Genomic DNA, 22,349 nt, shown 5'->3' on the forward strand with positions numbered 1-22,349 from the left:
ATGGATGAATTAATTGAGAAATTAAAATCTCATATTCATTGGGAAGAGGGCATGGATGATTCTTTGCTCTCTTTTTATATTGAGCAAGGTCAACGATATGTAAAAAAAGCATGTGGAAGAGAAGTGAAATACCTGGTCATTATGTGCGCGGGTATTTTTTATGAATATCGTGTATCAGAAAAGGAATTAGAACAAGCACTTGATGCTTTGACACCATTCTTTGTCCAGGAGGTTTATGATGCCGAAGAGGAAGACGAATAAACTCAAATGGATGGGTGAGCTACTTAAACTAGGGGAGACCATTGATCCAGAAACAGACCGTCCTGTTATGGGATATCCATTAGAACGGAAAATTCGATATAACAATATTGGAGTTACAGCCACTGATAAATTCACGACAAAAGATATGAATGAAATTGTAAAGAAAATTGAAGTTCGTATTGATCGGGAGATTGAAAACAATCAAAAGGATTATCGTGTAAAAGTTGGCGGCCGTATTTATGATATTGAGCGTATTTACGTAAAAGAAGAAGACCGATTGATGGAGGTGTCACTGTCTTATGCAAATTAGTTTTCAAGAGTTACGAGACATTATGAAGAAGTCAGGCATTCCAGTTTATCGTGATAGTGCACCCACAAAAGCAAATTATCCTTACATTGTGTATGAATTTGTGAATGAGCAACAGAAAAGAGCTTCTAATAAAGTTATAAAGGATATGCCACTTTATCAAATTGCAGTTATCACAAATGGAACTGAAAAAGATTATGAGCCGTTAAAGGTTGTTTTTAACGAAGCAGGCGTGTCTTATTCTCAATTTGATGGAATGGATTATGACGAGAACGACGACACTATCACGCAGTTTATAACGTATGTGAGGTGTGTCCAATAATGGCTTCAAATAACAATGGTTTTGCTGAAGCTTTAGAAGATATCAATACGCTATTACGTGTGAATAAAAAGGTCGAACTGCATGTATTGGATGAAGCAGCGAAGTATTTTGCGAGTAAATTAAAACCAAAAATTAAAGCATCCAGTAAAAACAAGCGGACACATTTAAGGGATAGCCTAAAGGTTGTTGTGAAAGATGATCGTGTATCTGTGGAATTTAAAGATGAAGCTTGGTATTGGTACTTAGTTGAACATGGCCATAAAAAAGCAAATGGTAAGGGACGTGTGAAAGGAAAACACTTTGTTCAGAATACCTTTGATGCAGAAGGTGACAAAATTGCTGATATTATGGCACAAAAAATAATGGATAGAATGTGAGGATGATATACATGACAGTTGAAAATAAAGAAATTCAATATTCGGTAGGGATTGAAGATTTATATCTGTGCTTGATGAAGGGAAATGAAACTTCTAGTGCACTACCAACTTATGAGGATATCGTTTATAGACAAACGAACATTTCTGATTTAACGATTTCCACTACTTCTACTAATTTTACAAAGTGGGCATCTAACAAAAAAATTATTAACATTGTCAAAAATACAGCGTTTGGATTAGCTTTTAATCTTGCTGGTCTAAATCGTGAAGTAAAAGATAAAATCTTTGCCAAAATACGTAAAAAGGGCGTGTCTTTTGAAACAGCGAAGGCAAAGGCGTATCCAAAGTTTGCAGTAGGTGTTGTATTCCCTTTAAATGATGGAACAAAAATATTACGTTGGTACCCAAAATGTACAGTTGCTCCAGTAGAGGAATCTTGGAAAACACAAGGTGATGAAATGACTGTGGATGACATTGCTTACACAATTACAGCAGATCCATTGTTATTTAATGATGTAACACAAGCTGAATTAGATACTGGTGATCCAGAGGCAAAAGGAATTAAAGCTGAAGATTTCTTAAAACAAGTCATTTGTGATGAATCTCAATTAACACAACTTGGTGGAACATCGACACCAGGGAAATAAGGAGTGATAGTATGGCACGTTTAAGTGATTTAGTTAACGTTAATATAACTAGGAATAGCATTAAGATACAGGGTGTCTCAATCCCTGTTATTTTCACTTTTGAATCTTTTCCTTATGTGGAAGAAGCATTTGGAACACCTTATCATGAATTTGAAAAAGAAATGAATGATATGTTAGCTAAAGGTCAATTTAGCCTGGGGGAAAATGAAGCGAAATTGATGCGTGCATTAATTTATGCGATGGTACGTAGTGGTGGTACGGAATGTACATTAGATGAAATTAAAGGTGCCATTCCTATGAATGATTTACCTGACATCTTCATTGTTGTATACGAAATTTTCAGCGGCCAAACTTTCCAGAATTCTGATATGGAGAAGCTGAAGCAAGAAAAAAAGTAAAAAATATACTGACTAAAAACGAGGAATCTCAGTCCGAATTGGACTGGGATTTTTATTTTTATGTCGGTAATACGTTGCTTGGTTTAAGTATGGATGACTTTTGGAAAATCACACCGGCACATTTTTTAAAACAATTCATTATGCATCTTAGATATAACAATCCGGATGCATTACATGAGCAGAAACCCAAACAAATCTACACGTTAGATCAAACACCATTCTTATAAGAAATGAGGTGAGAAAATGCCAGGGAATAGTAAAGAAAGAAACGTCGTCCTTAATTTTAAAATGGATGGTCAAGTTCAGTATGCAAATACATTGAAACAAATCAATATGGTTATGAATAATGCAGCGAAAGAATATAAAAATCATATTGCAGCAATGGGCCAAGATGCGACGATGACTGATAAACTCCTTGCTGAAAAGAAGAAGCTTGAAATTCAAATGGAAGCAGCCAAGAAACGTACAGCTATGTTGCGTTCTGAATATCAAGCGATGTCCAAGGACACAAGTACAACCGCTGAACAGCTCAATAAAATGTACGGTAAATTGCTAGATGCAGAACGTGCTGAAACTTCTCTTGATAATGCAATGAAAAGAGTGAATGAAGGTCTTTCCGAGCAAGCAATTGAAGCCAGGGAAGCTCGAGGGAAGTTAGTTGATTTACAAGAGAATGCAAAAAAACTTGAAGTAGAACAAAAACAATTAGCGAGTGCCTTTAAGCTTCAGACAGCTGAGTTGGGGCGAAATGCTAGTGAGTCAGATAAGTTGGAATTAGCGCAAAAACAGTTACGTCAGCAAATGGATATGACGGAGAAGGTTGTACAAAATTTAGAACAACAATTAAGTGCAGCAAAAAGTGCATATGGTGAGAATTCTACAGAAGTGAAACAACTTGAAACGAGTTTGAACCAAGCTAAAACAACGTTAAAACAATTCGAGAATTCGTTAAAAACTACGAATGAAGGTCTTTCACAACAGGCAACGGAGTCCAGAAAAGCAAAAGGTGATTTAGATTCTTTACAGCAAAGTGAAAAAGGTTTAGAAGCTGAACAAAAGCGATTGACTAGTGCTTTTAAACTACAAAATGCTGAATTAGGAGCAAACGCTAGTGAAGCTGATAAGTTAGGTCTAGCCCAAAGACAGTTAAGTCAACAAACAGAAATGACTGGGAGAGTTGTTGATAATCTCGAACGTCAATTGAGTGCAACTAAAAAAGTATATGGTGAAAATTCTAAAGAAGTACAGCAGCTTGAAACGAAACTAAATCAAGCAAAAACTACATTAAAGCAATTTGAAAACTCGTTGCATAGTGTTGGCCAGAGTGGAGATCAAGCTGCAGCTGGTATGGAACAACTAGGTAAGAAATTAGATTTGCATAACATGATGGAAGCCACTCAGATGCTACAGGGGATGTCAGAAAAACTGATTGAACTTGGTAAAGCGACTGTAGGTATAGCGATAGATTTTGATAAATCACAAAGGAAAATTCAAGCATCATTAGGTTTATCAGCAAAAGGCGCTGAGAACCTTCAAAAAATTGCTGTAGAGACTTGGAAAAAAGGCTTTGGTGAAAATCTTGAAGAGGTAGATCAAGCTTTAATTCAAGTTTATCAAAATATGAGAGATGTTCCACATGGAGAGCTACAAACGGTGTCTGAGGATATTTTAACAATTGCAAGTTTGTTTGATGTTGATGTGCGAGAAGCAACGCGTGGTGCAGGTCAAGTAATGACTCAATTTGGCCTAGGCTCAAAAGAAACATTTGATTTACTTGCATATGGGATGCAAGAAGGTTTAAATTACTCGGATGAAATGTTTGATAACTTAGCTGAATATTCGCCTACCTTTAAAGAGATGCAGTTTAGTGCTCAAGATATGTTTGGTATGCTCATTGCTGGGACTCAAAATGGATCCTACAACTTGGACCGATTAAATGACGGGATGCTTGAGTTCAATAATCAGTTATTATACGGCGGTAAAGATATTGGTGAAGCCTTTGGTGAACTTAGTGAAAAATCTCAAGGATTATTTAAGGATTTCAAAAATGGTAAAGCATCAGCTTCGGATGTCTTTAAATCAGTAATAACAGACTTGCAAGGTATGGACGATCAAGTTAAGCGGAATACAATTGGACAAACCTTAATGCGCACTTTGTGGGAAGGACAAGGGAAAGAAGCGATTTTGAGCATGGGTGATGTTAAAAATGCAATAGGCGATGTAAACGGTCGTATGGATGAAATGAAAAAGCTTCAAGAAGAATCACTTGGACAAAAGTTTCAAAGTACTTTAAGGGAAACTCAAACAGCACTTGAACCTTTAGGAAAACAACTTGCTGATTTAGCTGCAGATGTTCTTCCGAAAGCTGCAAAAGGAATATCAGATTTTGCTGAATGGTTTTCTAAGTTACCAGAGCCGATACGGAACTTTGTTGCCATTGGAGCAGGCTTAACAATTACTATTACAGCTATCGGAGCTGCGATCGGTGTATTATCTCTTGCGGTTGGTGCTTTAAACCTAGCGTTAGGACCTGTTATATTGGGGATTATTGGTCTTTCAGCTGTAATTGCAGGTGTTATTTGGGCCGTAAAAAACTGGGGAGAAATAACCGATTGGCTTTCAAAAAAATGGTCGGAATTTAAAGATTGGTTTGGTGAATTGTGGGGTAGCATAGTTCAAACTTGTGAAGATGCTTGGTCATCCACAGTTGATTACTTTTCTGGAGCCTGGTCAGATTTTTTAAATATGGCAAATGAGTTCTTTGAACCCGTCGGTCAATTTTTTGCTGATCTATGGACTGGAATTTCTGATACGGCATCGGAAATTTGGACCGGTATTACTGATTATTTTTCAGAATCGTGGTCTTCATTCATTGAATTAGCAGATAGTATATTGTCTCCTTTAGGTGAATTTTTCAGTGAATTGTGGACCGGTATTGTTGAAACGGCGTCTGAATTATGGAGTACATTGACTCAGGCTTGGCAAGAAACTTGGAATACAATGCTTACAGTTTTAGATCCGATTATTTCTTTGATTTCTACAGTTCTTGAGGCTGGATGGTTATTAATACAAGCGGGAGCGCAAATTGCTTGGGCGGCCATATCTCAATATATTATTCAACCAATTCAAGAAGCGTATGATTGGGTAAGTACACAAATTGGTGAATTGGTCACATGGCTTAGTACGCAGTGGGAAATTGCCAAGGCTGCTGCACAAGTTGCTTGGGGCTTATTTAAACAATATATTACTCAACCTGTTCAAGAAGCATGGAACTGGGTTAAAGAACAGATCGGTACGCTTGTTTCTTGGTTAAATTCACAGTGGGAGACAGTGAAATCATATACTTCCGCAGCGTGGAATCTAGTAAAACAATATGTCATTCAGCCTGTTCAGGAATTGTGGAATGCAACGAAAGAAAAATTGAATGATTTAGCGAATTGGATACTAGGTAATTGGGCTAAAATCCAATCTTACACACTTACGGCATGGAATTTAGTTTATAAATATATTATTGAACCAGTTATTTCAGCTTATAATTCTGCAAAAGAGAAGTTCAATGATATGTACAACACAGCACGAGAGAAGTTTGACGCAGTTAAAAATGCAGCTCAAGAGAAATTTGATGCAGCAAAGAGATTTATCATTGATCCGATAAAAGATGCTGTAGACAAGGTGCAAGGATTCATAGATAAAATCAAAGGGTTTTTTAATAATTTGTCATTAAAAATCCCGAAACCGGAAATGCCTAAAATGCCACATTTTAGCTTAGAAACTAGTACGAAAAACGTTTTGGGTAAAGACATTACTTATCCATCTGGTATTGGTATACAATGGCGTGCAAAAGGCGGTATCTTTACTAGACCTACTATTTTCGGTATGAGTAATGGTCAGTTGCAAGGTGCAGGAGAAGCTGGAAATGAAGCAGTTTTACCGTTGAACAAAAAGACATTGGGTGAGATTGGTGAAGGGATTGCAGCGACAATGTCTACTGAACCAACTGTAATTAATATTTATAATCCTTCAGTGAGGGATGATCGTGATATCGACCGCATGGTCGGAAAAATAGATGATGCACTTGCTCAAAAAGGGCGTAATTCAAAAATAGGAATAGGGAGGACTTAAATTGCTAGACATAGGTATCGATAATCAGTTGGCAAGTGAATACGGAATATGTATAGTAGGACGCCCTGTTATTCCTACAGCAGAACAAGAAGTAGAGCATATTGAAGTGTCTGGTAGACATGGTTCACTGACAAAAAAAGGGGCGTTTAAAGACGTCCCTTTAAAAATAAAGTTCAATATGCTTGAAGAAGAGAATATTAAGCCGTTAGTGCGACGTATGAAGGCTTGGTTGATGAATGGAAAGACATTATATTTTACTGATGATGATGTGTATCGAAAAATTAAACATGTTGTAGTAGGTGATATTGTAAATGAAATTGAAGAACACGGTGAATTTGAAGTGGATTTTAAGCTAGATCCCTTTGAATATACAGAGGATGTAAATCTAAAGCTCACCAAACCTGGTGTAATTTATAATCCAGGTACAATTGAATCTGATCCTAAGTTTTGGATTGTGGGAAATGGTACTTTCCGTATAACAATCAATGATGTCTCTTTTCAAATAAAAGATGTGAATGGTTCTGTTGTCATAGACTCAGAAATACTTGAAGCATATACCGATACCATATCAATGAATAATAAAATGGTTGGGCAGTTCCCTATATTTAACGTAGGAGAAAATACAATAGAGTGGTCAGGAGCAATTCAATTCATGGAAATTCGACCTAGGTGGAGATATAAATGATTACTTTATATAAACCAAATGAGACTGATTTTACACACAATGGTATAGGGGCTTTAGATAAAAATATTTATAACGCAACTGTTGAGGAAGAACTCAATGGTTTATTTTTATTTTCATTTAGTTATCCATTGTTTGCGCCGCGTGGTCTGGAAATAGAGGGAATGAGTATCATTAAAGTTCCAACTCCGGATGGTGAACAACTATTTCGAGTGGCGGCTCCTAAGGTCAGTATGGGTGAGATTACAGCGCAATGTTATCACATTTTTTATGACTTAACAGAAAATCTAATTGAAGACATTTTTGCTGAAACAACAAATGGTAATGGAGCTATGAATCGTATGTCAGCAGGATGCCAATACAAGCATCCTTTTCAGTTTTATTCAGATGTACCAAAGATAGCCAGTGCACGTATTGTCCGTAAAAATCCTGTGGAAGCATTATTGGATTCTAGTCAAGATAATTCATTTGTTAATCGTTGGGGTGGCGAATTAAAACGAGATAATTTTGATGTGAAGATGCTACTAAATCGCGGTATGGATCGTGGAGTAGTGATTCGCCATAAGAAAGATTTATTAGGATATGAAGGTAATGTGGATTGGAAAAGTCCCATAACGAGAATCATGCCACAAGGTTTTGATGGGTTATTTCTTCCTGAAAAGTATGTGGATAGCCCAATTATAAATAAGTATCCTCATCCTAAAATTAAAGTGGTTGAATTTAAACATATTAAAGCAGCTATTGGGGAAAATGCTGACGATGAAGATGCAGTTCCGTTAGAAGAAGCATATAGGTTATTACGCCAGGCAGCTAAGGATATGTTTGCTATTCAAAAGGTTGATCAGCCTAAAGCAAATTATAACGTTAAGTTTCAGGAGTTATCACAAACGGAAGAGTATAAGGATTATAAGCACTTACAAAGTGTTTATATGGCAGATACGGTTACGGTTGAGCATCAAGAAGATGGTATTGATATAAAGGCGAAGGTAATTGCTTATAAATATGATCCAATAAAAAAAGAGTATCTGGATATAACCATTGGTAACTTCAAAGAATCCTTTACGGACGTTTCCGGTAGGGTTGATCTGGTACAAGAAGAGTTATCCAATATGCCAGGCTCTATTTTGGATGCAGCAAAAGCAAATGCTACAAGCCTTATTAATTCAGGATTCGGAGGACATGTACGTATTTATCCAGATCGTATTTTAATTATGGATACGAAAGATGAAAAGAGTGCTAAAAAGGTTTGGCAATGGAATTTGAATGGATTAGGGTATTCTTCCACAGGGGTGAATGGACCGTACGGAACAGCAATCACAAATGATGGAAGGATTGTTGCGGATTTTATTACGGCGGGAACGCTCAGTGGAAATCTAGTGCAAGGTGGAGAAATAACAGGATCAACTTTGAAAACATCTAATTCGGCTAATTTTGTAAATATCTCTAAACAATTTATTCGTCTCTATGAGTCCTCGAAAGTAAGAGCCTTTATTGGGTATTACAAAAATAGCAGAAATGAAATACAGCCTACTTTTATTCTAGGTGGTGACTCAGATCAAACAGGTGCAAACGGTGCTATTATGTTGTATCAATTCTCAGATGCAAGTGTGAAGTCTGGTGGAATTGGAATTACAAAAGGACTCGATGGCAATGGATACTTGAATGCAGCTTCTTTATACTTTTCACAAACAGGGAATGCAATGCTTGACGCTGATAAAATGATTGTCTTAGGTGCTCAAAGTGAAATGAGGTTTAAAGTCAAAGATCAGTTCCGCTTTTATCGGAATAATAATTGGATTGCAAGTATTGGGACTTCATCTGGAGGAGATACAGACATTATGCTCCCAAGTGCGATGATACGGAATTCGAGTTGGGAAAATGGCTATATTCAAGTGAAAACCGCTCTTGGGACATATTATCAAGGCGTAATTGCTTCGGACTTCAAAGTTTCTTCTAAAGAAACCTATAAAACCAATATTAGATCAATTACACGTAGTGTATTGGAAACTGTAATGGCTTGGGATATTAAACAGTATAATCTGAAAACGGATATTCCGAAACTGTATGAGATGCGTATGAATCGTAAAGAAGGAGAGCCGACAATTACTACAGATGCAATTCCTACACATTATGGTTTAGTTATTCCAAAAGAATCAGAGGAAAATGGTGTGGGTTTATATGGGATGCTTTCACAATTGACAAGCGCATTTCAAGAATATGTGACAAAAACCGATGCTAGAGTGGAAGAATTAGAGCCATTAAAACCTAAAGGGAATATAAAGCATAGGAACAAAGTAAAACGTCAAAGAAGACCGCCTAGACACGTGAAAAGGAGTAGCTAGAAAGAGGTGTAGTTATGCGAAATGAGGAAATTATGATAGATTTAGCAGATCCTGTGTTTACAAAAACAATTCGTTCTCGGCAGAATGACAAGAATGGATTGAGGCTTACGGTGTACGTAAGAGAAAAAGGGGAGAAGGTGGATTTAACAGGATATGCGGTTAAATATGAAGCAACAAATCATACAGGAGTATTCATTCGAGATGATGCTCAAATAGTTGATGCAAAGAATGGTGTGTTTTCATACACGTTTACATCTCAAGCTGTTTCTACATCGGATGATTGGACAGCTTATTTTGTTATGGAAAAAAGTACAGAACGAATGAGTACACCAGACATTCGTATTGCATTAAGACGTGATGTGAAAGAAGGAAATATTAAAATCGAAAACTATATTTCTGAGTTTGATAAAGCTCTTGAAATGGTTAAAGGATATCAAAAGCAAATTGATGAAGCAAATAAACGCATAAATGAATTAACAGCAGCAGTTACAGGGCAAAAGTATCAACTGTGGAAGATTACAGACGATGATGGAACATCCATTGATCTGGCTGCAAATACAGATTTGAATACAATTGTAAAATCGGGATTCTATGTAGGAAGTCAACTCAAAAATGCACCGAATAATTCTGTATACACATGGTTTGTATCTGTAGAAACAGCTACAAGTTTAGCGTTTGTTCAAAGAGCTACATTGCTAGGGAATTTGAATGAGACATATATTCGATTAAATAACAGTGGTAAGTGGTCTGAGTGGTCTCGTTTGGTATTAGAGAAAGAGATTGTACCTAAAACAGGTGGTTCGTATACGGGAACGACCTATTTTAATACTGATAATGCTATTGTAATCGGTAGCCGTTCGTATAAAACAGTTCTTCATAAAGGCGCACAAGGACAACTTGTTATTGCTCCTTCTATAGAAGAGCAAAGTGATAATTGGGATTGGTCAAAGCGAGTTGAAATCAAGCCAGATGGTACTATCAAACAAGCAACAGATACAGGTTGGAGTACCCTTCCTACAACTGGGGTAGAGAATGTTCCTGATAGAATTTTGAAGTACAAGAGAAGTGGGGAACAAATATCTGTCATTGGATCAGTTAAATATCTAGCAAATACAGCAGTATTTGCCACCCTTCCGGCTGGATTTCGCCCTGTACAAAGTATTGCTTTCCCAGCACTTGCATATGGCAATGGACCAACTGCTTGTGAAGTTACAGTTAAAAGTGATGGTGGAATTTTCTTGAATGGTGTTCAAAATGGAAATGTCATTCATATTGCAATTAACTTTTTAATTTAGATATTACAGATTAAGCGTGCATAGGCAGGCTTTTTTATTTTGTTAAAAAGGAGATGAGAACAGTGGAGGAACAGATTTTTAATTCAATGATTCAACAAGGAGCATTCGCAGCGTTATTTGTGTGGATGCTTTTTACTACGCAAAAAAAGAATGAACAGCGTGAAGAACAGTAACAAAAAGTAATCGAAAAAAACCAGGCAGTCATCGAAGAACAAGCAAAAGCATTTGGTTCACTTGCAAAGGATGTATCAGACATTAAACAAAAAATTATGGGGAATGGTGACGACAAATGAAAAAATCTATTAAATTATTAGCCTCAATTTCTACTGCAGCTATCATTGCATTCACTTCAACAGGTAGTGTCTTTGCTGATCGAGAAATGATTATTCCAGGGTTACCTAAAGTTGAATATCGCAATGGATATGGAGCGTATGAAGGTGTAGTAGCACATTCTACAGCAACTCCTGAAGCGCCTGCTATTAATATCCGAAACTATGAAGCAAGAACATGGCGTTCTGCATTTGTACATTATGCAACGGATTGGGATGAAACAATTCAAATTGCTTCTACTAAGTATCAAGCATGGGGAGCAGGACCAGCGGCCAATAAGCGATTTGTTCATGTAGAGCTCTCTGAAACTAGTGACTCTATTAAATTTAAAAAATCATATGAAAGATATGTAAAGTTACTTGCTAAAATTTTAAAAGATAGAAATATCCATCCATCCATTGGATTGTGGACGCATAAAGACATTACGTATAAGCTTGGTGGCACAGATCATGAAGATCCAATTGACTATCTTCGCAGTCATGGTGTATCGGAATCAAAATTCCGTGCTGATGTATTAAAAGCATATAATGGAGATTCTATTTCAGTTGAAGCGAAACCACAGCAACCAAATGAAGTACCTGGTGTTATTAATGAAGTGGGAGTAGCGTATATTGATGGATACAATGTAAACCTTCGTTCTGGTCCCTCCACAACAAATAGTGTTATTCGTAAATTGCAAAAAGGTGAATCATATAAAGTCTGGGGTAAAGTAGGAAACTGGTTGAATCTTGGAGGAAATCAGTGGATTTATAACGATTCATCATACATTCGCTATAAAGAGGAATCTTCATCTGTGGAAGGTAAACGTGTTGTTTCTAAAGTGAATGACTTACGATTCTATTCAAAACCTTCCTGGTTAGATAGGGATGTAGCAGGAACTGTGGATGAAGGATTAGGATTTACAATCCTTGATAAAGTATCTGTAAATGGCTCTTCACAATATAAAGTAAAGAATAGTAGAGGTAGCGTATTCTATATTACAGCTAGTTCTTATTATGTAGAAATTAAATAAGAGTATATTGACATTCTACATTTAAATATTGTATATTTTACATGTTGTTTTTTGATAGCGCACTGTTTGTTCTAATTTTTCTACTGCATTGTTGCTTAGGTGATGTAGTGTTATCAAAAAAGAGTTCTCCAACATATATTTTTAAAAATCCCCTTCTATATTTAGAGGGGGATTTTTTTATTACAAATCAGATATTCTTCTTACTTGTTTTTCTTTCTTCTTAAAATTCTTCTTATACTGTTTGAAGTCTTGTTTATCCACTCTGAATTTCTCACCAGTAGCAACGTTTTTAACTAAATATGTTTTAGATGTAAGAGATTTAACTATGTAATAAATAGCAAATAGTATAAGAGAAAAACTGAACGTTGGAATAGCGAATACAATAGCAAGTACGGCTAATAAATTATCTTTCTTATGATCTCTTTGTAACACTAAACGTTTTCCAGATGCAGCCTGAGCTTGTTCTAATTGTTGCATACGTTGTAGCGATGCTACAGTATCATAACTCATGAAACCCCCTCCTTGAAATAATACCTAAATCATACCAATTTCATGTAACAAATGTAAATGTTAGTTTCTCATTCATTGACAAAACAGAACGATTGTTCTACAATTCAGATACAAACAAATGTTCTTGGAAGGGGTAATTCATATGGCAGCAACTGAAAATACAACTAAAGGAAAAGAGAAAGCATTAGAAGAGGCTCTGAAGAAAATCGTAAAAGAATTTGGTACAGGGGCTATTATGAAACTGGGTGAGCGACCTAATCAAAAAGTATCTGTCGTATCAAGTGGTTCTGTTGGATTAGATAATGCTTTAGGGGTTGGTGGATATCCAAAAGGACGCATTACTGAAATCTTTGGTCCTGAATCTTCAGGTAAGACAACTATAGCATTACATGCAATTGCAGAAGCGCAAAAAGAAGGTGGAACAGCGGCATTTATTGATGCAGAGCATGCCCTTGACCCTAGTTATGCACAGAAATTAGGTGTGAATATTGATGAACTGCTCATGTCACAACCAGATACAGGAGAGCAAGCACTAGAGATTGCAGAAGCTCTAGTTAGAAGTGGGGCTGTAGATATCATTGTGATAGATTCTGTAGCTGCTTTAGTCCCGAAAGCGGAAATTGATGGGGACATGGGAGATTCACATGTGGGATTGCAGGCTAGATTGATGGGGCAGGCAATGAGAAAAATATCAGGAGCAATATCCAAAAATGGAGTTGTAGCAATATTTTTAAATCAAATCAGAGAAAAAGTTGGTGTTTCTTTTGGGAGTCCTGAGACAACACCAGGTGGTAGGGCGTTAAAATTCTATTCAACAATTCGACTAGATGTACGTAGAGGAGAACAGTTGAAAGGAAAAGAGAGTGACGTTTTAGGGAATAAAACAAAAGTGAAAGTAGTAAAAAATAAAGTTGCTCCACCATTTAAAAACATTGACTTTGACATCTTATACGGAGAAGGAATCTCCTTAGAGGGAGAGCTTATTGATATTGGTGTAGATTTAGATATTGTTCAGAAAAGTGGGGCATGGTACTCGTATCAAGAAGAACGTCTTGGACAGGGTAGAGACAATGCCAAACAATTTCTGAAAGAGAATGAAAACATAAGTAATTCTGTTCGAAATGAAATTTATGAATACTATTCTCCAAAAGAAGATTCTGTTGTTGTGAAAGAGGGGCTTATAAATGAAAATGAGCCCATTACTTTAAAAGAGTCGGAATAAAGTTATATAAGGAAAACGGTAAAATAAAATTCATGCTATGTATATTTTAAAAACCGCAACACCTAGTTATTAGAACTGGGTGTTTTTATATACTCATAAACTCACGATCAAAATAAAACTTATCCATTAAGTTGTTTACAATCCCGTTGAAATAAGCAAATTTACCTTTTTTCATTTTCACCCCAGATTTAATTTTCATAACAAACTCTTTAATAGCTTTTAAGCCAATAGTAAGCTCTTGGTCCTTATTAAATGCTTTATCTCCTGTTGTATGGTTAACAATTTTATTACACTGTCTTACAACCTTCCACAGTTCTTGAATTGTTTTAGATTCACTGTAAAAAGAGTTAACTAAAGAAACAAAACGTTCTGGTACCCAGTGAGCAATGAAATCAGCTTCTTTAATGTTCTCTTCAGGAGTATTGCTATTCTCATTACTATTACGTTTGTTTATATCTTTTATATTTTGTTTTAAGGAAACAGGTTTTGTTTTAATGGTAGGACACTTTGTAGGACTTTTTGCATCTACCTTGTTGGACACTTCTTCCACAATTGGTTTGATAATAATAGCGTTAGATGTTTGAAGCATATCTTTTTTACGTTTCATTGCTACTTGTTTAATCATCTCTAGATCCACAAGCTTTTTCATTAAACGTTGTACAGTTTTATAGGATACTTCCATCTTTTCAGCTATTCTATTTTTGCAAAGGAAACTAACACCTACATATTTGCAACTGTGGCGTTTTAAAATTTCAAGTAATGTAATGAGTTTAGATTGTACATCCGTACGCTTAATAGACATACGGATATTATCTCTGTATGTACGTATAGTTTTGTTTAGTTCTTCCACATCTTTGAATGATGATAAGTTGTGGAAGGATTCTTTAGTTGCGATAACATCGATACGTTTTCTTTCCATATTATATGTCTCCTTTTTGTAAACAAAAAAGCAACAGAATGCCAAGTGTAAGCAAACTGTTGCTAAGGAGCCCTTACGTACTGTAAAATAGTGCGTAAGAGTACAGCAAGTGTTTGCCTAATTAGAGTAGGCGGACGGTATAAGAGTGTTGGTAGCACTACTTATACACGCTGTGCTCTTTTGTTTTAAAATTTTTTTCGTGATACCATTTGTGATACCGTTTTGTAAAATAAATAAAGAAAAACATCAAAAAACAAATTACATTAAACTTCAAAAATGTTGATTTAATGCGGTTTTTTACGTTCTGTTCTTTTATACATAGTCGAGATGGAAGGTTCTATTGGTTAAATAGAAATGCGGAGCCGACTGTTCAGACCCGTTGGCTAAGGTTCTTTCGCACAGAAGATGCTTTTTATCTTCTCGTGCGGAAGGTTCTTAGACATGAGGGTCTAGGAGGCAAAGCTGGATAATATATGTATGAAGAAAGCGCCCTGCTGTGTGATATGATCCCCTTATAGTAGACAGTAAAAAGAAAGCACATTAATCTGTTTACTATGGAGGGGATTTTTCTATGGGCAAAATTAGAGTAACTTATGATATAGAATTTAAGAAAAAAGCAGTAAATTTATACTTGAAAGAAGGAATGGGATACAAAACGGTTGCTAAAGAATTAGGAATTGATCACTCGGTAGTAAGACGTTGGGTGAAACACTTTGAAGCTGAAGGTATCAAAGGACTAGAAGAAAAACGTGGTAAAACGAAAGGTCCAGGTATAGGTAGACCAAAAAACAATCCAGAAGATCCAGAAGCTAAAATGAAACGATTAGAAGCGGAGAATGCAATGTTAAAAAAGCTCTTAGGGATGTAAAAGGAGGAGTGGAATCTGTACCAAAAACGAGGAAGTTTGAAGCCATCAAAGGGCTATCAGAAAAAGGTTATGCAGTTACCATTCTATGTGATATCGCTGGAGTAACTAGAGGTGGGTACTACAAATGGATTAAGCGACAGTTGACGCCTTCTGAAAAACAATTGGAAGATACCGAAATAAAAAAGAAGATATTGGAGTGTCATAAAAAACTTAAAGGGATTTATGGATACAGGAGAGTACAAGTTTGGCTGAAAGCCACTTATAACCTTCATTTTAATCACAAACGTATACAAAGGTTGATGGGTGAACTAGGTATCAAAGCTATTATTAGGAGAAAACGACCTTATTACGGGAAGAAAGAAGCTTATGTGATTTCAGATAACCATCTGAACAGGGATTTTCAAGCTTCCAAACCAAACGAAAAATGGGTAACAGATATTACCTATTTGATTTTCAATGGACAGAGATTGTACTTATCCGCTATTAAAGACCTATACAACAATGAAATTGTTGCCTATGAAATTAGCCGTAGAAATGACCTAAAACTAGTACTAGACACACTTAAAAAAGCAAGAAAAAAACGAAACGTGAAAGGGATTCTCCTGCATAGTGATCAGGGGTTCCAGTACACATCTCGTCAATATAATCAACTACTCAAAAAATATCAGATGAAGGCTAGTATGTCCAGAAAGGGAAACTGTTGGGACAATGCTTGTATAGAAAGCTTCTTCAGTCACTTTAAGTCAGAGTGTTTTCATTTATACTCTTTCCGCACAGCTGATGAGGTTAAGTTTGCTGTGCGCAAATATATACACTTTTATAATCACCAAAGGTTCCAAAAGAAACTAAATAACCTGAGTCCATATAAATATAGAACTCAGGTTGCTTAGTTGTGTTTTTTGAATACTGTCTACTTGACAGGGGTCACTTCAGTGCAGGGCGCTTTTTTGTTTTGCGGATTTGTCTTGGCTTGGGAGAGGATACCCGGGTGGGTGTTCAGTTAAATATATCAGCGATTTTTCAAATATATCGTCCATAACTCGAAATATATCAGCGATTATTTCAATATATCGACGATTCGACAAGGGATATCGACTTATCAACAAATTACGACATAGCAAGAGGAACGAATACCCCGTACCCTTCAAAAAGGAAAGGAGCATTTATACATAAAGAGGGCAACTGAAAGTAATTTAGATTAAAATACTGACAAATGCAGCAAAGAACTTATGGGAAAATCCCCACGGCTAACTTTCTGACAAATCCCCGCTCTACCAACAAATCCCCACACTGGCAAAAATAAAGTTTCTCATATAAAAAGGACAATCTTTTGCTTTTTCTCACAATGCGAGTACAATGTAAAATAGCAAGAAAAGACGAAAAGTATTTACAGGATTATTGTGTGCGCATAGCGTAAATGGCAGTAAGGAACTGAGAGGAGGTTTTTTCTCTGAATACAAATAAAGAAACAATCATCCACCTTTATCATACAAACGATATACATAGTCATTTTGAAAATTGGCCGCAAATTTCTCGGTTTGTTCTAGGGGAGAAAAAGCGAAGACAGGAAGCGGGAGAGACTGTTTTGACGGTTGATATCGGCGATCATGTGGATCGTTTTCATAGTATTTCGGAAGCGACGAATGGACTTGGGAATACGAAGCTTTTGAATGAGGCGTTATATGATTATGTAACGATCGGAAATAATGAAGGAATTACGTTAGCGAAGGAGCATTTGAATCGGCTCTATGATGATGCTGGATTTGAAATACTTGTCGCAAATTTATTTGAAAAAGAAGGGGTACGTCCGTCATGGGCAAGGCCTTATAAATTGCATACAACGACGGATGGGATTACCATTGCTTTTATCGGATTAACGGTAGCTTATCCAGAGTTTTATCAGATGCTCGATTGGCATATTGAAGATCCCATTATTCATTTAGAGTCTATTTTAGAAGAAGTGAAAGATGAGGCTCATATTACGGTTGTCCTTTCTCACCTTGGAAAAAGTATGGATGAGTATATGGCAGAGCATTATGATATAGATGTTATTTTAGGAGCACATACGCATCATTTATTTGAGCGTGGTATTCTACTGAATAATACTTTACTTTGTTGTTGTGAAAAGTGGGGGCGTTACGTTGGTCACGTGCAGCTTACTGTGGATATAGAGATGAAGAAATTGCTGAAAAAAGACGGTAGGGCGATTAAGACGGAACGGTTAGGTGCTTATAGCGAGCCGTTATCCACAATTGAAATACTGCAGGAAGAAAGTGAGCATATAATGGCAGAGTCTGTCGTTCATTTAAAAGAGTCATTACCGGTTGATTGGTTTCATGAGACGCCGTTTTCTCACATGTTAGCAAGTGCGCTGAAAACATGGTGCAATGCAGAGATTGGCATGGTGAACGCTGGTGTACTTCTTGAAGGGTTAGAAGAGGGTGTTGTAACGCGCGGAGATATTCACAGAATTTGTCCACATCCAATTAATCCGTGTGCTTTGAAAGTTCCAGGAAAGATATTAAGAGAAGTTATTTTGAAAGCACGTAAGCCGAATATGGAGAATCTTGAGGTGAAAGGATTCGGATTTCGGGGAAAAGTGATGGGGAAAATGATTTACGCTGGTGTAGAAGTCATTCCAGATACGATTCCCGGGAATAAAATTTTACTCGAAGATGTATTAATTAACGGGGAATCGCTGGAATTAGATCGTATATATACAGTAGGAACGATTGATATGTTTACATTTGGCTACTTATACCCAGAGCTATCCACACTTTCTGACAAACAATATTATATGCCAGAACTACTTAGAGATGTGTTAACAGATATGTTAATAACTTATACATCTTCCGTTAAACTATAGGCTAGTTAACTTGTAACACTCATTTTTCTCTTGTCATACAGATAAGAAAGAGAGGAGTGTGAACTATGGTTAATGTGGAGCCAATTATAATTGATAATTATACGTTTATTGCAGTTAGCGTGAAACTTCCAAAGACGAATTTGCTAGCTGTAATGAGCGATAAAGGATATATTATGTGTGGTGCATTAGATGTAGGTCTTTTAAATGAGAAATTAGGTGATCGAGGAATTATTGCTGGCCGTGCGGTTGGTGTAAGAACGATTGAACAACTTCTTGAAGCGCCACTAGAATCGGTAACGACTGGAGCTGAAGCATTAGGCATTCCAGCAGGTACGATTGGAAAAGAAGCATTATTAAAAATGAGATAAGCATATATCGTCCCTCCTTCTTGCATAGAAATGATATAAGAAGGAGGTTTTTTTATGAGTATATTTCGCTCGAAAAACTCGCGGTTTCGAAGGGGACCTATTGCCTTTCGGTATATACTGCTTATGTCGTTTATTCTTTTTGTTATATTACTTACGCAAGGGTTGTGGATTGTGAATAATAATATTCAGCCGACCTTAATTAAATATGGGGAAGTAGAGACACATAAAATGGCGACGGCAATTATGACGAAGGCAGTAAAGGATCGAATTAATGAAGGATTCGATGTAGATTCATTAATGAAAGTACAGAATGATAAAAACGGAAAAGTATCCACAATTAATTTAAATACAAAGCAAGTAAATGAAATCGTAACATCAACGACCACATACATAGAAAAATATTTGCAGCAAGTAGAACAAGGGAAGTTGAAGGAGCTAGGTATTGCTGAAAAAAACGGCGCGACTATGGCAGTTCCTTTTGGGCGTGTAACTGATAATGCACTTCTTGGTAATATAGGACCAGATATTCCGATTCATTTCACGCCAGTTGGACATGTGAATACAGATATTAAACAAAAAATTGAGCCGCATGGGATTAATACTACAGCGATTCAAATTGTTATGGAAATGGAAGTAACATTGCAAGTGATTATTCCATTTCATACGAAAGAGATAAAGGTGAAACAAAATGTTCCGATTGCGACGCGTATCGTTCAAGGGGAAGTGCCTACGTATTATGGAAGCGGAAGTGTTGCTGTACCTGATAAAAAGAAAACAGATAGTTAGTTGTAAATAAAGTGAAACTCGGCTCAGTCAGGCTTTTACTGGATAAAAAATAACCGTAGCAATGCAGCTACGGTTATCGTTTTGTATTTGCTCGTTCTTTGCGCTCCCAAAGGCTTAAATGCATGTATGGATCGAAGGCCCATTCTGTATAGCCATTGTCTTTATACATGCCAAAATGTAAGTGGGGCGGAAATTTTCCGGCTGTACCAGGAGGTCCATAACCAGTGCTACCAACAAATCCGATTACTTTCCCTGGCTCAACAATTTGTCCAAGCTGTATTTCTTTTGAAAACCCGCCTAAATGAGCGTAATAATGGTAATTGTTATGAAGGTCGCGAATACCAATGCGCCATCCACCAAGGCGGTTCCAACCTTTCGTTTCAATAATGCCATAGCAAGTCGATCTTACTGGCACGCCATATCCGGCAAAAATATCGGTTCCTTCATGAATCCTTCTGCCGCCAAAACTTCTTCCAGCGCCGAAAGTACTACGGTAGCTATGGTCACTACGGATCGGAAGAGGAAAAGCATTTCCTTCTAAATTAATACGTCCATAATGTTTATAAATTTGGGCGTATTCGCTAATTAAATCAACTGTTTTGGCACGTCTATAATATTCCCAGAGCATAATTTTAATACGGTCTTCTGATGTTCCTTGTTTCCTTAAAATAGTCGCTGCGGTATGCAGAAGATCACGGTCGCTATTTGCATTTGCAAATCCATCTTTGTCACCATCTAAACCTATTCCGCCAAATAGAGAAATTGTATGGGGAAGAGTATCGTTACTATTAATAGGTCCAGCCCATATTTCTGGTTTGAAATAAAGGGAAATGATGGCATCTGGTTTTTTCGGAATATCTTTTCTTACGCTCCGTATATTTCTTTCATATTGATCCATTGCAGCTAAGTAATACCATGGAATGCCTGAAGACTGCTCGGTTTCTTTATATAGTGCCATGCGCTTTTCGTATATGCTTTGCTGATTATCTTCACCGTAAGCGATGTTTTGGTGGAGAAGAAAACAAATAGAAAGCAAAAGAGAAATTTTTCGAAGCATGAAATAGACTCCTTTCACAACATCACTCTTTTTAGTGTGGGATATACGGAGTATTTCATTATAGGGAACGATTGGAAAAAATCTTAGAATCTTCATTTGAGCAAATCGCTTTCATACGTTAGAATAGATATGTTACATTGAAAGAAGCGAACACGGTAAACTATTTCATATTGTGCGGAGTTGATAACCATGACAAAACAAACAGAATATAAGCGCAAGCCCGAATGGTTGAAAATTAAGTTAAACACGAATGAAAACTATACAGGCTTAAAGAAAATGATGCGTTCTAAAAATCTTCATACAGTTTGTGAGGAAGCAAAATGTCCGAATATTCATGAATGCTGGGCTGTAAGAAAAACAGCAACATTTATGATTTTAGGTGCGGTTTGTACACGTGCTTGTCGTTTTTGTGCGGTTAAAACAGGCTTACCAACTGAGCTTGATTTACAAGAACCAGAACGCGTGGCAGATTCAGTAGTACAAATGGGCTTAAAGCACGTTGTTATAACAGCGGTTGCACGTGATGATTTAAAGGACGGGGGAGCAGCTGTTTTTGCTGAAACAGTACGAGCAGTACGTCGTAAAAACCCATTCACGTCTATCGAAGTATTACCATCTGATATGGGTGGAGTAGAAGAAAACTTAAAAATGTTAATGGATGCAAAACCAGATATTTTAAACCATAACATTGAAACAGTACGTCGATTATCTGACCGAGTTCGCGCTAGAGCAAAATATGAACGTTCATTAGAGTTTTTACGTCGAGCGAAAGAAATGCAGCCTGATATTCCAACTAAATCGAGCATTATGGTGGGCTTAGGTGAAACGAGAGAAGATTTAATTGAAGCAATGGATGACTTACGTGCAAACAATGTGGATATTTTAACTCTTGGGCAATACCTACAACCATCTAAGAAGCACTTACCAGTTCTTAAATATTACCCACCAGCAGAATTTGCAGAGCTTAAAGAAATTGCACTTAGCAAAGGATTTAGCCACTGTGAAGCTGGCCCACTTGTGCGTTCTTCTTACCATGCGGATGAGCAAGTACGTTCTGCAAAAGAAAAAACAGCAGAAGCTAAATAATGAAAAAAGAGAGCTAACGATTAGCTCTCTTTTTGTTTATACTCTAAAACGGTATTTGGACATGTTAATAAAATCTTTTTTAATTCTTCTGTGGATAATTCAATTGTAAATTCAGGTACACCAGGTGTAATTAAAATTTTATCGTACGTATAAATAGCGTTATCCACAATAATTGTTACATCGTGTGAATATCCGAAAGGAGCCACACATCCCGGCGTACAACCAGTTTTGTCTCGCAGTTCATCAGGAGAACAGAGAGATAAGCGTTCTCCTGTTAGTTCTTTCATCTCTCCCCGGTTGAGCCTTGTGCCCTCTAACGTAAAAAATACGTAATAATCTCCAGACTTTGATTTTAAAAATAAGCTTTTACTTGGAGTGCCTTGTAAGCCGAGTCTCTCACGTACAATCCGATCTGTCTCATAATCGAGTACTGGTTCGTGTTCAAATTTTTCATAAGAAACATTTGTTTTATGTAGTAGAGCAAGTACATCTTCGTACATATGGAGTGATACCCCTTTCTATTATTAGTACAGTTTCTTCTCGTGGCGTCAACTGAATGTTTTGGAAAGGGA

Annotated in this window: 23 protein-coding genes and 1 pseudogene; 20 read left to right on the plus strand and 4 right to left on the minus strand. The window is 36.7% G+C overall.

Going from position 1 to position 22,349, the window contains the following annotated elements:
• The 13 genes and pseudogenes from QCI79_RS16350 (at position 1) to QCI79_RS16410 (ending at position 12,095) form a co-directional block, all read left to right on the plus strand.
• Positions 1-261: a head-tail connector protein gene (locus tag QCI79_RS16350; RefSeq protein WP_000343863.1), complete on the plus strand. Its 261-nt coding sequence runs from the start codon at positions 1-3 to the stop codon at positions 259-261.
• Positions 239-571 carry a hypothetical protein gene (locus QCI79_RS16355; RefSeq protein WP_001126094.1) on the plus strand — a complete coding sequence of 111 codons (333 nt, stop codon included), beginning with the start codon at positions 239-241 and terminating at the stop codon, positions 569-571. Before QCI79_RS16350 ends, QCI79_RS16355 begins: the two co-directional genes overlap by 23 nt.
• Complete coding sequence (locus QCI79_RS16360; protein ID WP_021727768.1) at positions 561-890, plus strand: hypothetical protein; 330 nt, start codon at positions 561-563, stop codon at positions 888-890. Before QCI79_RS16355 ends, QCI79_RS16360 begins: the two co-directional genes overlap by 11 nt.
• The gene (locus QCI79_RS16365) at positions 890-1,267 is read left to right on the plus strand and encodes an HK97-gp10 family putative phage morphogenesis protein (RefSeq protein WP_021727769.1); all 378 of its coding nucleotides are present in this window, start codon (positions 890-892) and stop codon (positions 1,265-1,267) included. The genes QCI79_RS16360 and QCI79_RS16365 overlap by 1 nt, the downstream gene beginning before the upstream one ends.
• Positions 1,268-1,278: 11 nt before the next feature.
• Positions 1,279-1,914: a major tail protein gene (locus QCI79_RS16370; RefSeq protein WP_042991589.1), complete on the plus strand. Its 636-nt coding sequence runs from the start codon at positions 1,279-1,281 to the stop codon at positions 1,912-1,914.
• A gap of 11 nt (positions 1,915-1,925) precedes the next feature.
• A complete protein-coding gene (locus QCI79_RS16375; protein WP_000113340.1) occupies positions 1,926-2,312 on the plus strand; it encodes a hypothetical protein in 387 nt (128 codons plus the stop codon).
• 38 nt (positions 2,313-2,350) lie between these two features.
• Entirely contained in the window at positions 2,351-2,539 is a 189-nt protein-coding gene (locus tag QCI79_RS16380; protein ID WP_006927278.1) for a hypothetical protein, read from the plus strand.
• 16 nt (positions 2,540-2,555) lie between these two features.
• Positions 2,556-6,434: a phage tail tape measure protein gene (locus tag QCI79_RS16385; RefSeq protein WP_042991588.1), complete on the plus strand. Its 3,879-nt coding sequence runs from the start codon at positions 2,556-2,558 to the stop codon at positions 6,432-6,434.
• A 1-nt stretch (position 6,435) separates the two neighbouring features.
• Positions 6,436-7,119 (plus strand): phage tail domain-containing protein, encoded by a 684-nt coding sequence (locus tag QCI79_RS16390; RefSeq protein ID WP_021728056.1) that lies wholly within the window; start codon positions 6,436-6,438, stop codon positions 7,117-7,119.
• Positions 7,116-9,458 (plus strand): phage tail spike protein, encoded by a 2,343-nt coding sequence (locus QCI79_RS16395; RefSeq protein ID WP_021728057.1) that lies wholly within the window; start codon positions 7,116-7,118, stop codon positions 9,456-9,458. Before QCI79_RS16390 ends, QCI79_RS16395 begins: the two co-directional genes overlap by 4 nt.
• A gap of 14 nt (positions 9,459-9,472) precedes the next feature.
• On the plus strand, positions 9,473-10,753 hold the full coding sequence (locus QCI79_RS16400; RefSeq protein ID WP_021728058.1) for a BppU family phage baseplate upper protein: 1,281 nt from the start codon (positions 9,473-9,475) through the stop codon (positions 10,751-10,753).
• Between the two features lie 62 nt (positions 10,754-10,815).
• A pseudogene (locus tag QCI79_RS16405) lies at positions 10,816-11,046 on the plus strand (BhlA/UviB family holin-like peptide).
• Positions 11,043-12,095: an N-acetylmuramoyl-L-alanine amidase gene (locus QCI79_RS16410; RefSeq protein WP_042991587.1), complete on the plus strand. Its 1,053-nt coding sequence runs from the start codon at positions 11,043-11,045 to the stop codon at positions 12,093-12,095. The pseudogene QCI79_RS16405 and the gene QCI79_RS16410 overlap by 4 nt, the downstream one beginning before the upstream one ends.
• A gap of 180 nt (positions 12,096-12,275) precedes the next feature.
• On the opposite strand, the gene QCI79_RS16415 is transcribed toward QCI79_RS16410, so the two are convergent.
• On the minus strand, positions 12,276-12,605 hold the full coding sequence (locus QCI79_RS16415; RefSeq protein ID WP_021727999.1) for a hypothetical protein: 330 nt from the start codon (positions 12,603-12,605) through the stop codon (positions 12,276-12,278).
• A gap of 142 nt (positions 12,606-12,747) precedes the next feature.
• On the opposite strand from QCI79_RS16415, the gene recA reads away from it, so the two are divergent.
• Entirely contained in the window at positions 12,748-13,827 is a 1,080-nt protein-coding gene (recA, locus tag QCI79_RS16420; protein ID WP_021728000.1) for a recombinase RecA, read from the plus strand.
• 85 nt (positions 13,828-13,912) lie between these two features.
• Here recA and QCI79_RS16425 read toward each other — a convergent pair whose 3' ends face one another.
• Positions 13,913-14,746, minus strand: coding sequence for a hypothetical protein (locus QCI79_RS16425; RefSeq protein ID WP_021728001.1), 834 nt, complete (start codon positions 14,744-14,746; stop codon positions 13,913-13,915).
• 571 nt (positions 14,747-15,317) lie between these two features.
• On the opposite strand from QCI79_RS16425, the gene QCI79_RS16430 reads away from it, so the two are divergent.
• The 5 genes from QCI79_RS16430 (at position 15,318) to yunB (ending at position 19,634) form a co-directional block, all read left to right on the plus strand.
• The gene (locus QCI79_RS16430; protein ID WP_000516529.1) at positions 15,318-15,614 is read left to right on the plus strand and encodes a transposase; all 297 of its coding nucleotides are present in this window, start codon (positions 15,318-15,320) and stop codon (positions 15,612-15,614) included.
• An 8-nt stretch (positions 15,615-15,622) separates the two neighbouring features.
• Positions 15,623-16,504 (plus strand): IS3 family transposase, encoded by an 882-nt coding sequence (locus QCI79_RS16435; protein WP_000446736.1) that lies wholly within the window; start codon positions 15,623-15,625, stop codon positions 16,502-16,504.
• Between the two features lie 584 nt (positions 16,505-17,088).
• Positions 17,089-18,480: a bifunctional metallophosphatase/5'-nucleotidase gene (locus tag QCI79_RS16440; RefSeq protein ID WP_071686394.1), complete on the plus strand. Its 1,392-nt coding sequence runs from the start codon at positions 17,089-17,091 to the stop codon at positions 18,478-18,480.
• Between the two features lie 65 nt (positions 18,481-18,545).
• Positions 18,546-18,848: a YunC family protein gene (locus tag QCI79_RS16445; protein WP_000248466.1), complete on the plus strand. Its 303-nt coding sequence runs from the start codon at positions 18,546-18,548 to the stop codon at positions 18,846-18,848.
• A gap of 54 nt (positions 18,849-18,902) precedes the next feature.
• Positions 18,903-19,634 (plus strand): sporulation protein YunB, encoded by a 732-nt coding sequence (yunB, locus tag QCI79_RS16450; protein ID WP_000021802.1) that lies wholly within the window; start codon positions 18,903-18,905, stop codon positions 19,632-19,634.
• 73 nt (positions 19,635-19,707) lie between these two features.
• On the opposite strand, the gene QCI79_RS16455 is transcribed toward yunB, so the two are convergent.
• Positions 19,708-20,691, minus strand: coding sequence for a M23 family metallopeptidase (locus QCI79_RS16455; protein ID WP_000944665.1), 984 nt, complete (start codon positions 20,689-20,691; stop codon positions 19,708-19,710).
• Between the two features lie 189 nt (positions 20,692-20,880).
• Here QCI79_RS16455 and lipA point away from each other — a divergent pair, with 189 nt between their 5' ends.
• Positions 20,881-21,777, plus strand: a complete 897-nt coding sequence (gene lipA, locus QCI79_RS16460; RefSeq protein WP_000166372.1) for a lipoyl synthase — start codon at positions 20,881-20,883, stop codon at positions 21,775-21,777.
• Between the two features lie 20 nt (positions 21,778-21,797).
• Here lipA and QCI79_RS16465 read toward each other — a convergent pair whose 3' ends face one another.
• Positions 21,798-22,277 (minus strand): YbaK/EbsC family protein, encoded by a 480-nt coding sequence (locus QCI79_RS16465; protein WP_000272747.1) that lies wholly within the window; start codon positions 22,275-22,277, stop codon positions 21,798-21,800.
• Positions 22,278-22,349: the final 72 nt, after the last annotated feature.

The organism is Bacillus cereus group sp. MG1 (assembly GCF_040460035.1).
Taxonomy (GTDB): domain Bacteria; phylum Bacillota; class Bacilli; order Bacillales; family Bacillaceae_G; genus Bacillus_A; species Bacillus_A cereus.

Excerpts from the sequence above, each read along its gene's own strand:
- QCI79_RS16350 (WP_000343863.1), top strand. The coding sequence starts at position 1 with ATGGATGAATTAATTGAGAAATTAAAATCTCATATTCATTGGGAAGAG.
- QCI79_RS16355 (WP_001126094.1), top strand. The coding sequence starts at position 239 with ATGCCGAAGAGGAAGACGAATAAACTCAAATGGATGGGTGAGCTACTT.
- QCI79_RS16360 (WP_021727768.1), top strand. The coding sequence starts at position 561 with ATGCAAATTAGTTTTCAAGAGTTACGAGACATTATGAAGAAGTCAGGC.
- QCI79_RS16365 (WP_021727769.1), top strand. The coding sequence starts at position 890 with ATGGCTTCAAATAACAATGGTTTTGCTGAAGCTTTAGAAGATATCAAT.
- QCI79_RS16370 (WP_042991589.1), top strand. The coding sequence starts at position 1,279 with ATGACAGTTGAAAATAAAGAAATTCAATATTCGGTAGGGATTGAAGAT.
- QCI79_RS16375 (WP_000113340.1), top strand. The coding sequence starts at position 1,926 with ATGGCACGTTTAAGTGATTTAGTTAACGTTAATATAACTAGGAATAGC.
- QCI79_RS16385 (WP_042991588.1), top strand. The coding sequence starts at position 2,556 with ATGCCAGGGAATAGTAAAGAAAGAAACGTCGTCCTTAATTTTAAAATG.
- QCI79_RS16395 (WP_021728057.1), top strand. The coding sequence starts at position 7,116 with ATGATTACTTTATATAAACCAAATGAGACTGATTTTACACACAATGGT.
- QCI79_RS16400 (WP_021728058.1), top strand. The coding sequence starts at position 9,473 with ATGCGAAATGAGGAAATTATGATAGATTTAGCAGATCCTGTGTTTACA.
- QCI79_RS16410 (WP_042991587.1), top strand. The coding sequence starts at position 11,043 with ATGAAAAAATCTATTAAATTATTAGCCTCAATTTCTACTGCAGCTATC.
- QCI79_RS16415 (WP_021727999.1), bottom strand. The coding sequence starts at position 12,605 with ATGAGTTATGATACTGTAGCATCGCTACAACGTATGCAACAATTAGAA.
- recA (WP_021728000.1), top strand. The coding sequence starts at position 12,748 with ATGGCAGCAACTGAAAATACAACTAAAGGAAAAGAGAAAGCATTAGAA.
- QCI79_RS16425 (WP_021728001.1), bottom strand. The coding sequence starts at position 14,746 with ATGGAAAGAAAACGTATCGATGTTATCGCAACTAAAGAATCCTTCCAC.
- QCI79_RS16430 (WP_000516529.1), top strand. The coding sequence starts at position 15,318 with ATGGGCAAAATTAGAGTAACTTATGATATAGAATTTAAGAAAAAAGCA.
- QCI79_RS16445 (WP_000248466.1), top strand. The coding sequence starts at position 18,546 with ATGGTTAATGTGGAGCCAATTATAATTGATAATTATACGTTTATTGCA.
- yunB (WP_000021802.1), top strand. The coding sequence starts at position 18,903 with ATGAGTATATTTCGCTCGAAAAACTCGCGGTTTCGAAGGGGACCTATT.
- QCI79_RS16455 (WP_000944665.1), bottom strand. The coding sequence starts at position 20,691 with ATGCTTCGAAAAATTTCTCTTTTGCTTTCTATTTGTTTTCTTCTCCAC.
- lipA (WP_000166372.1), top strand. The coding sequence starts at position 20,881 with ATGACAAAACAAACAGAATATAAGCGCAAGCCCGAATGGTTGAAAATT.
- QCI79_RS16465 (WP_000272747.1), bottom strand. The coding sequence starts at position 22,277 with ATGTACGAAGATGTACTTGCTCTACTACATAAAACAAATGTTTCTTAT.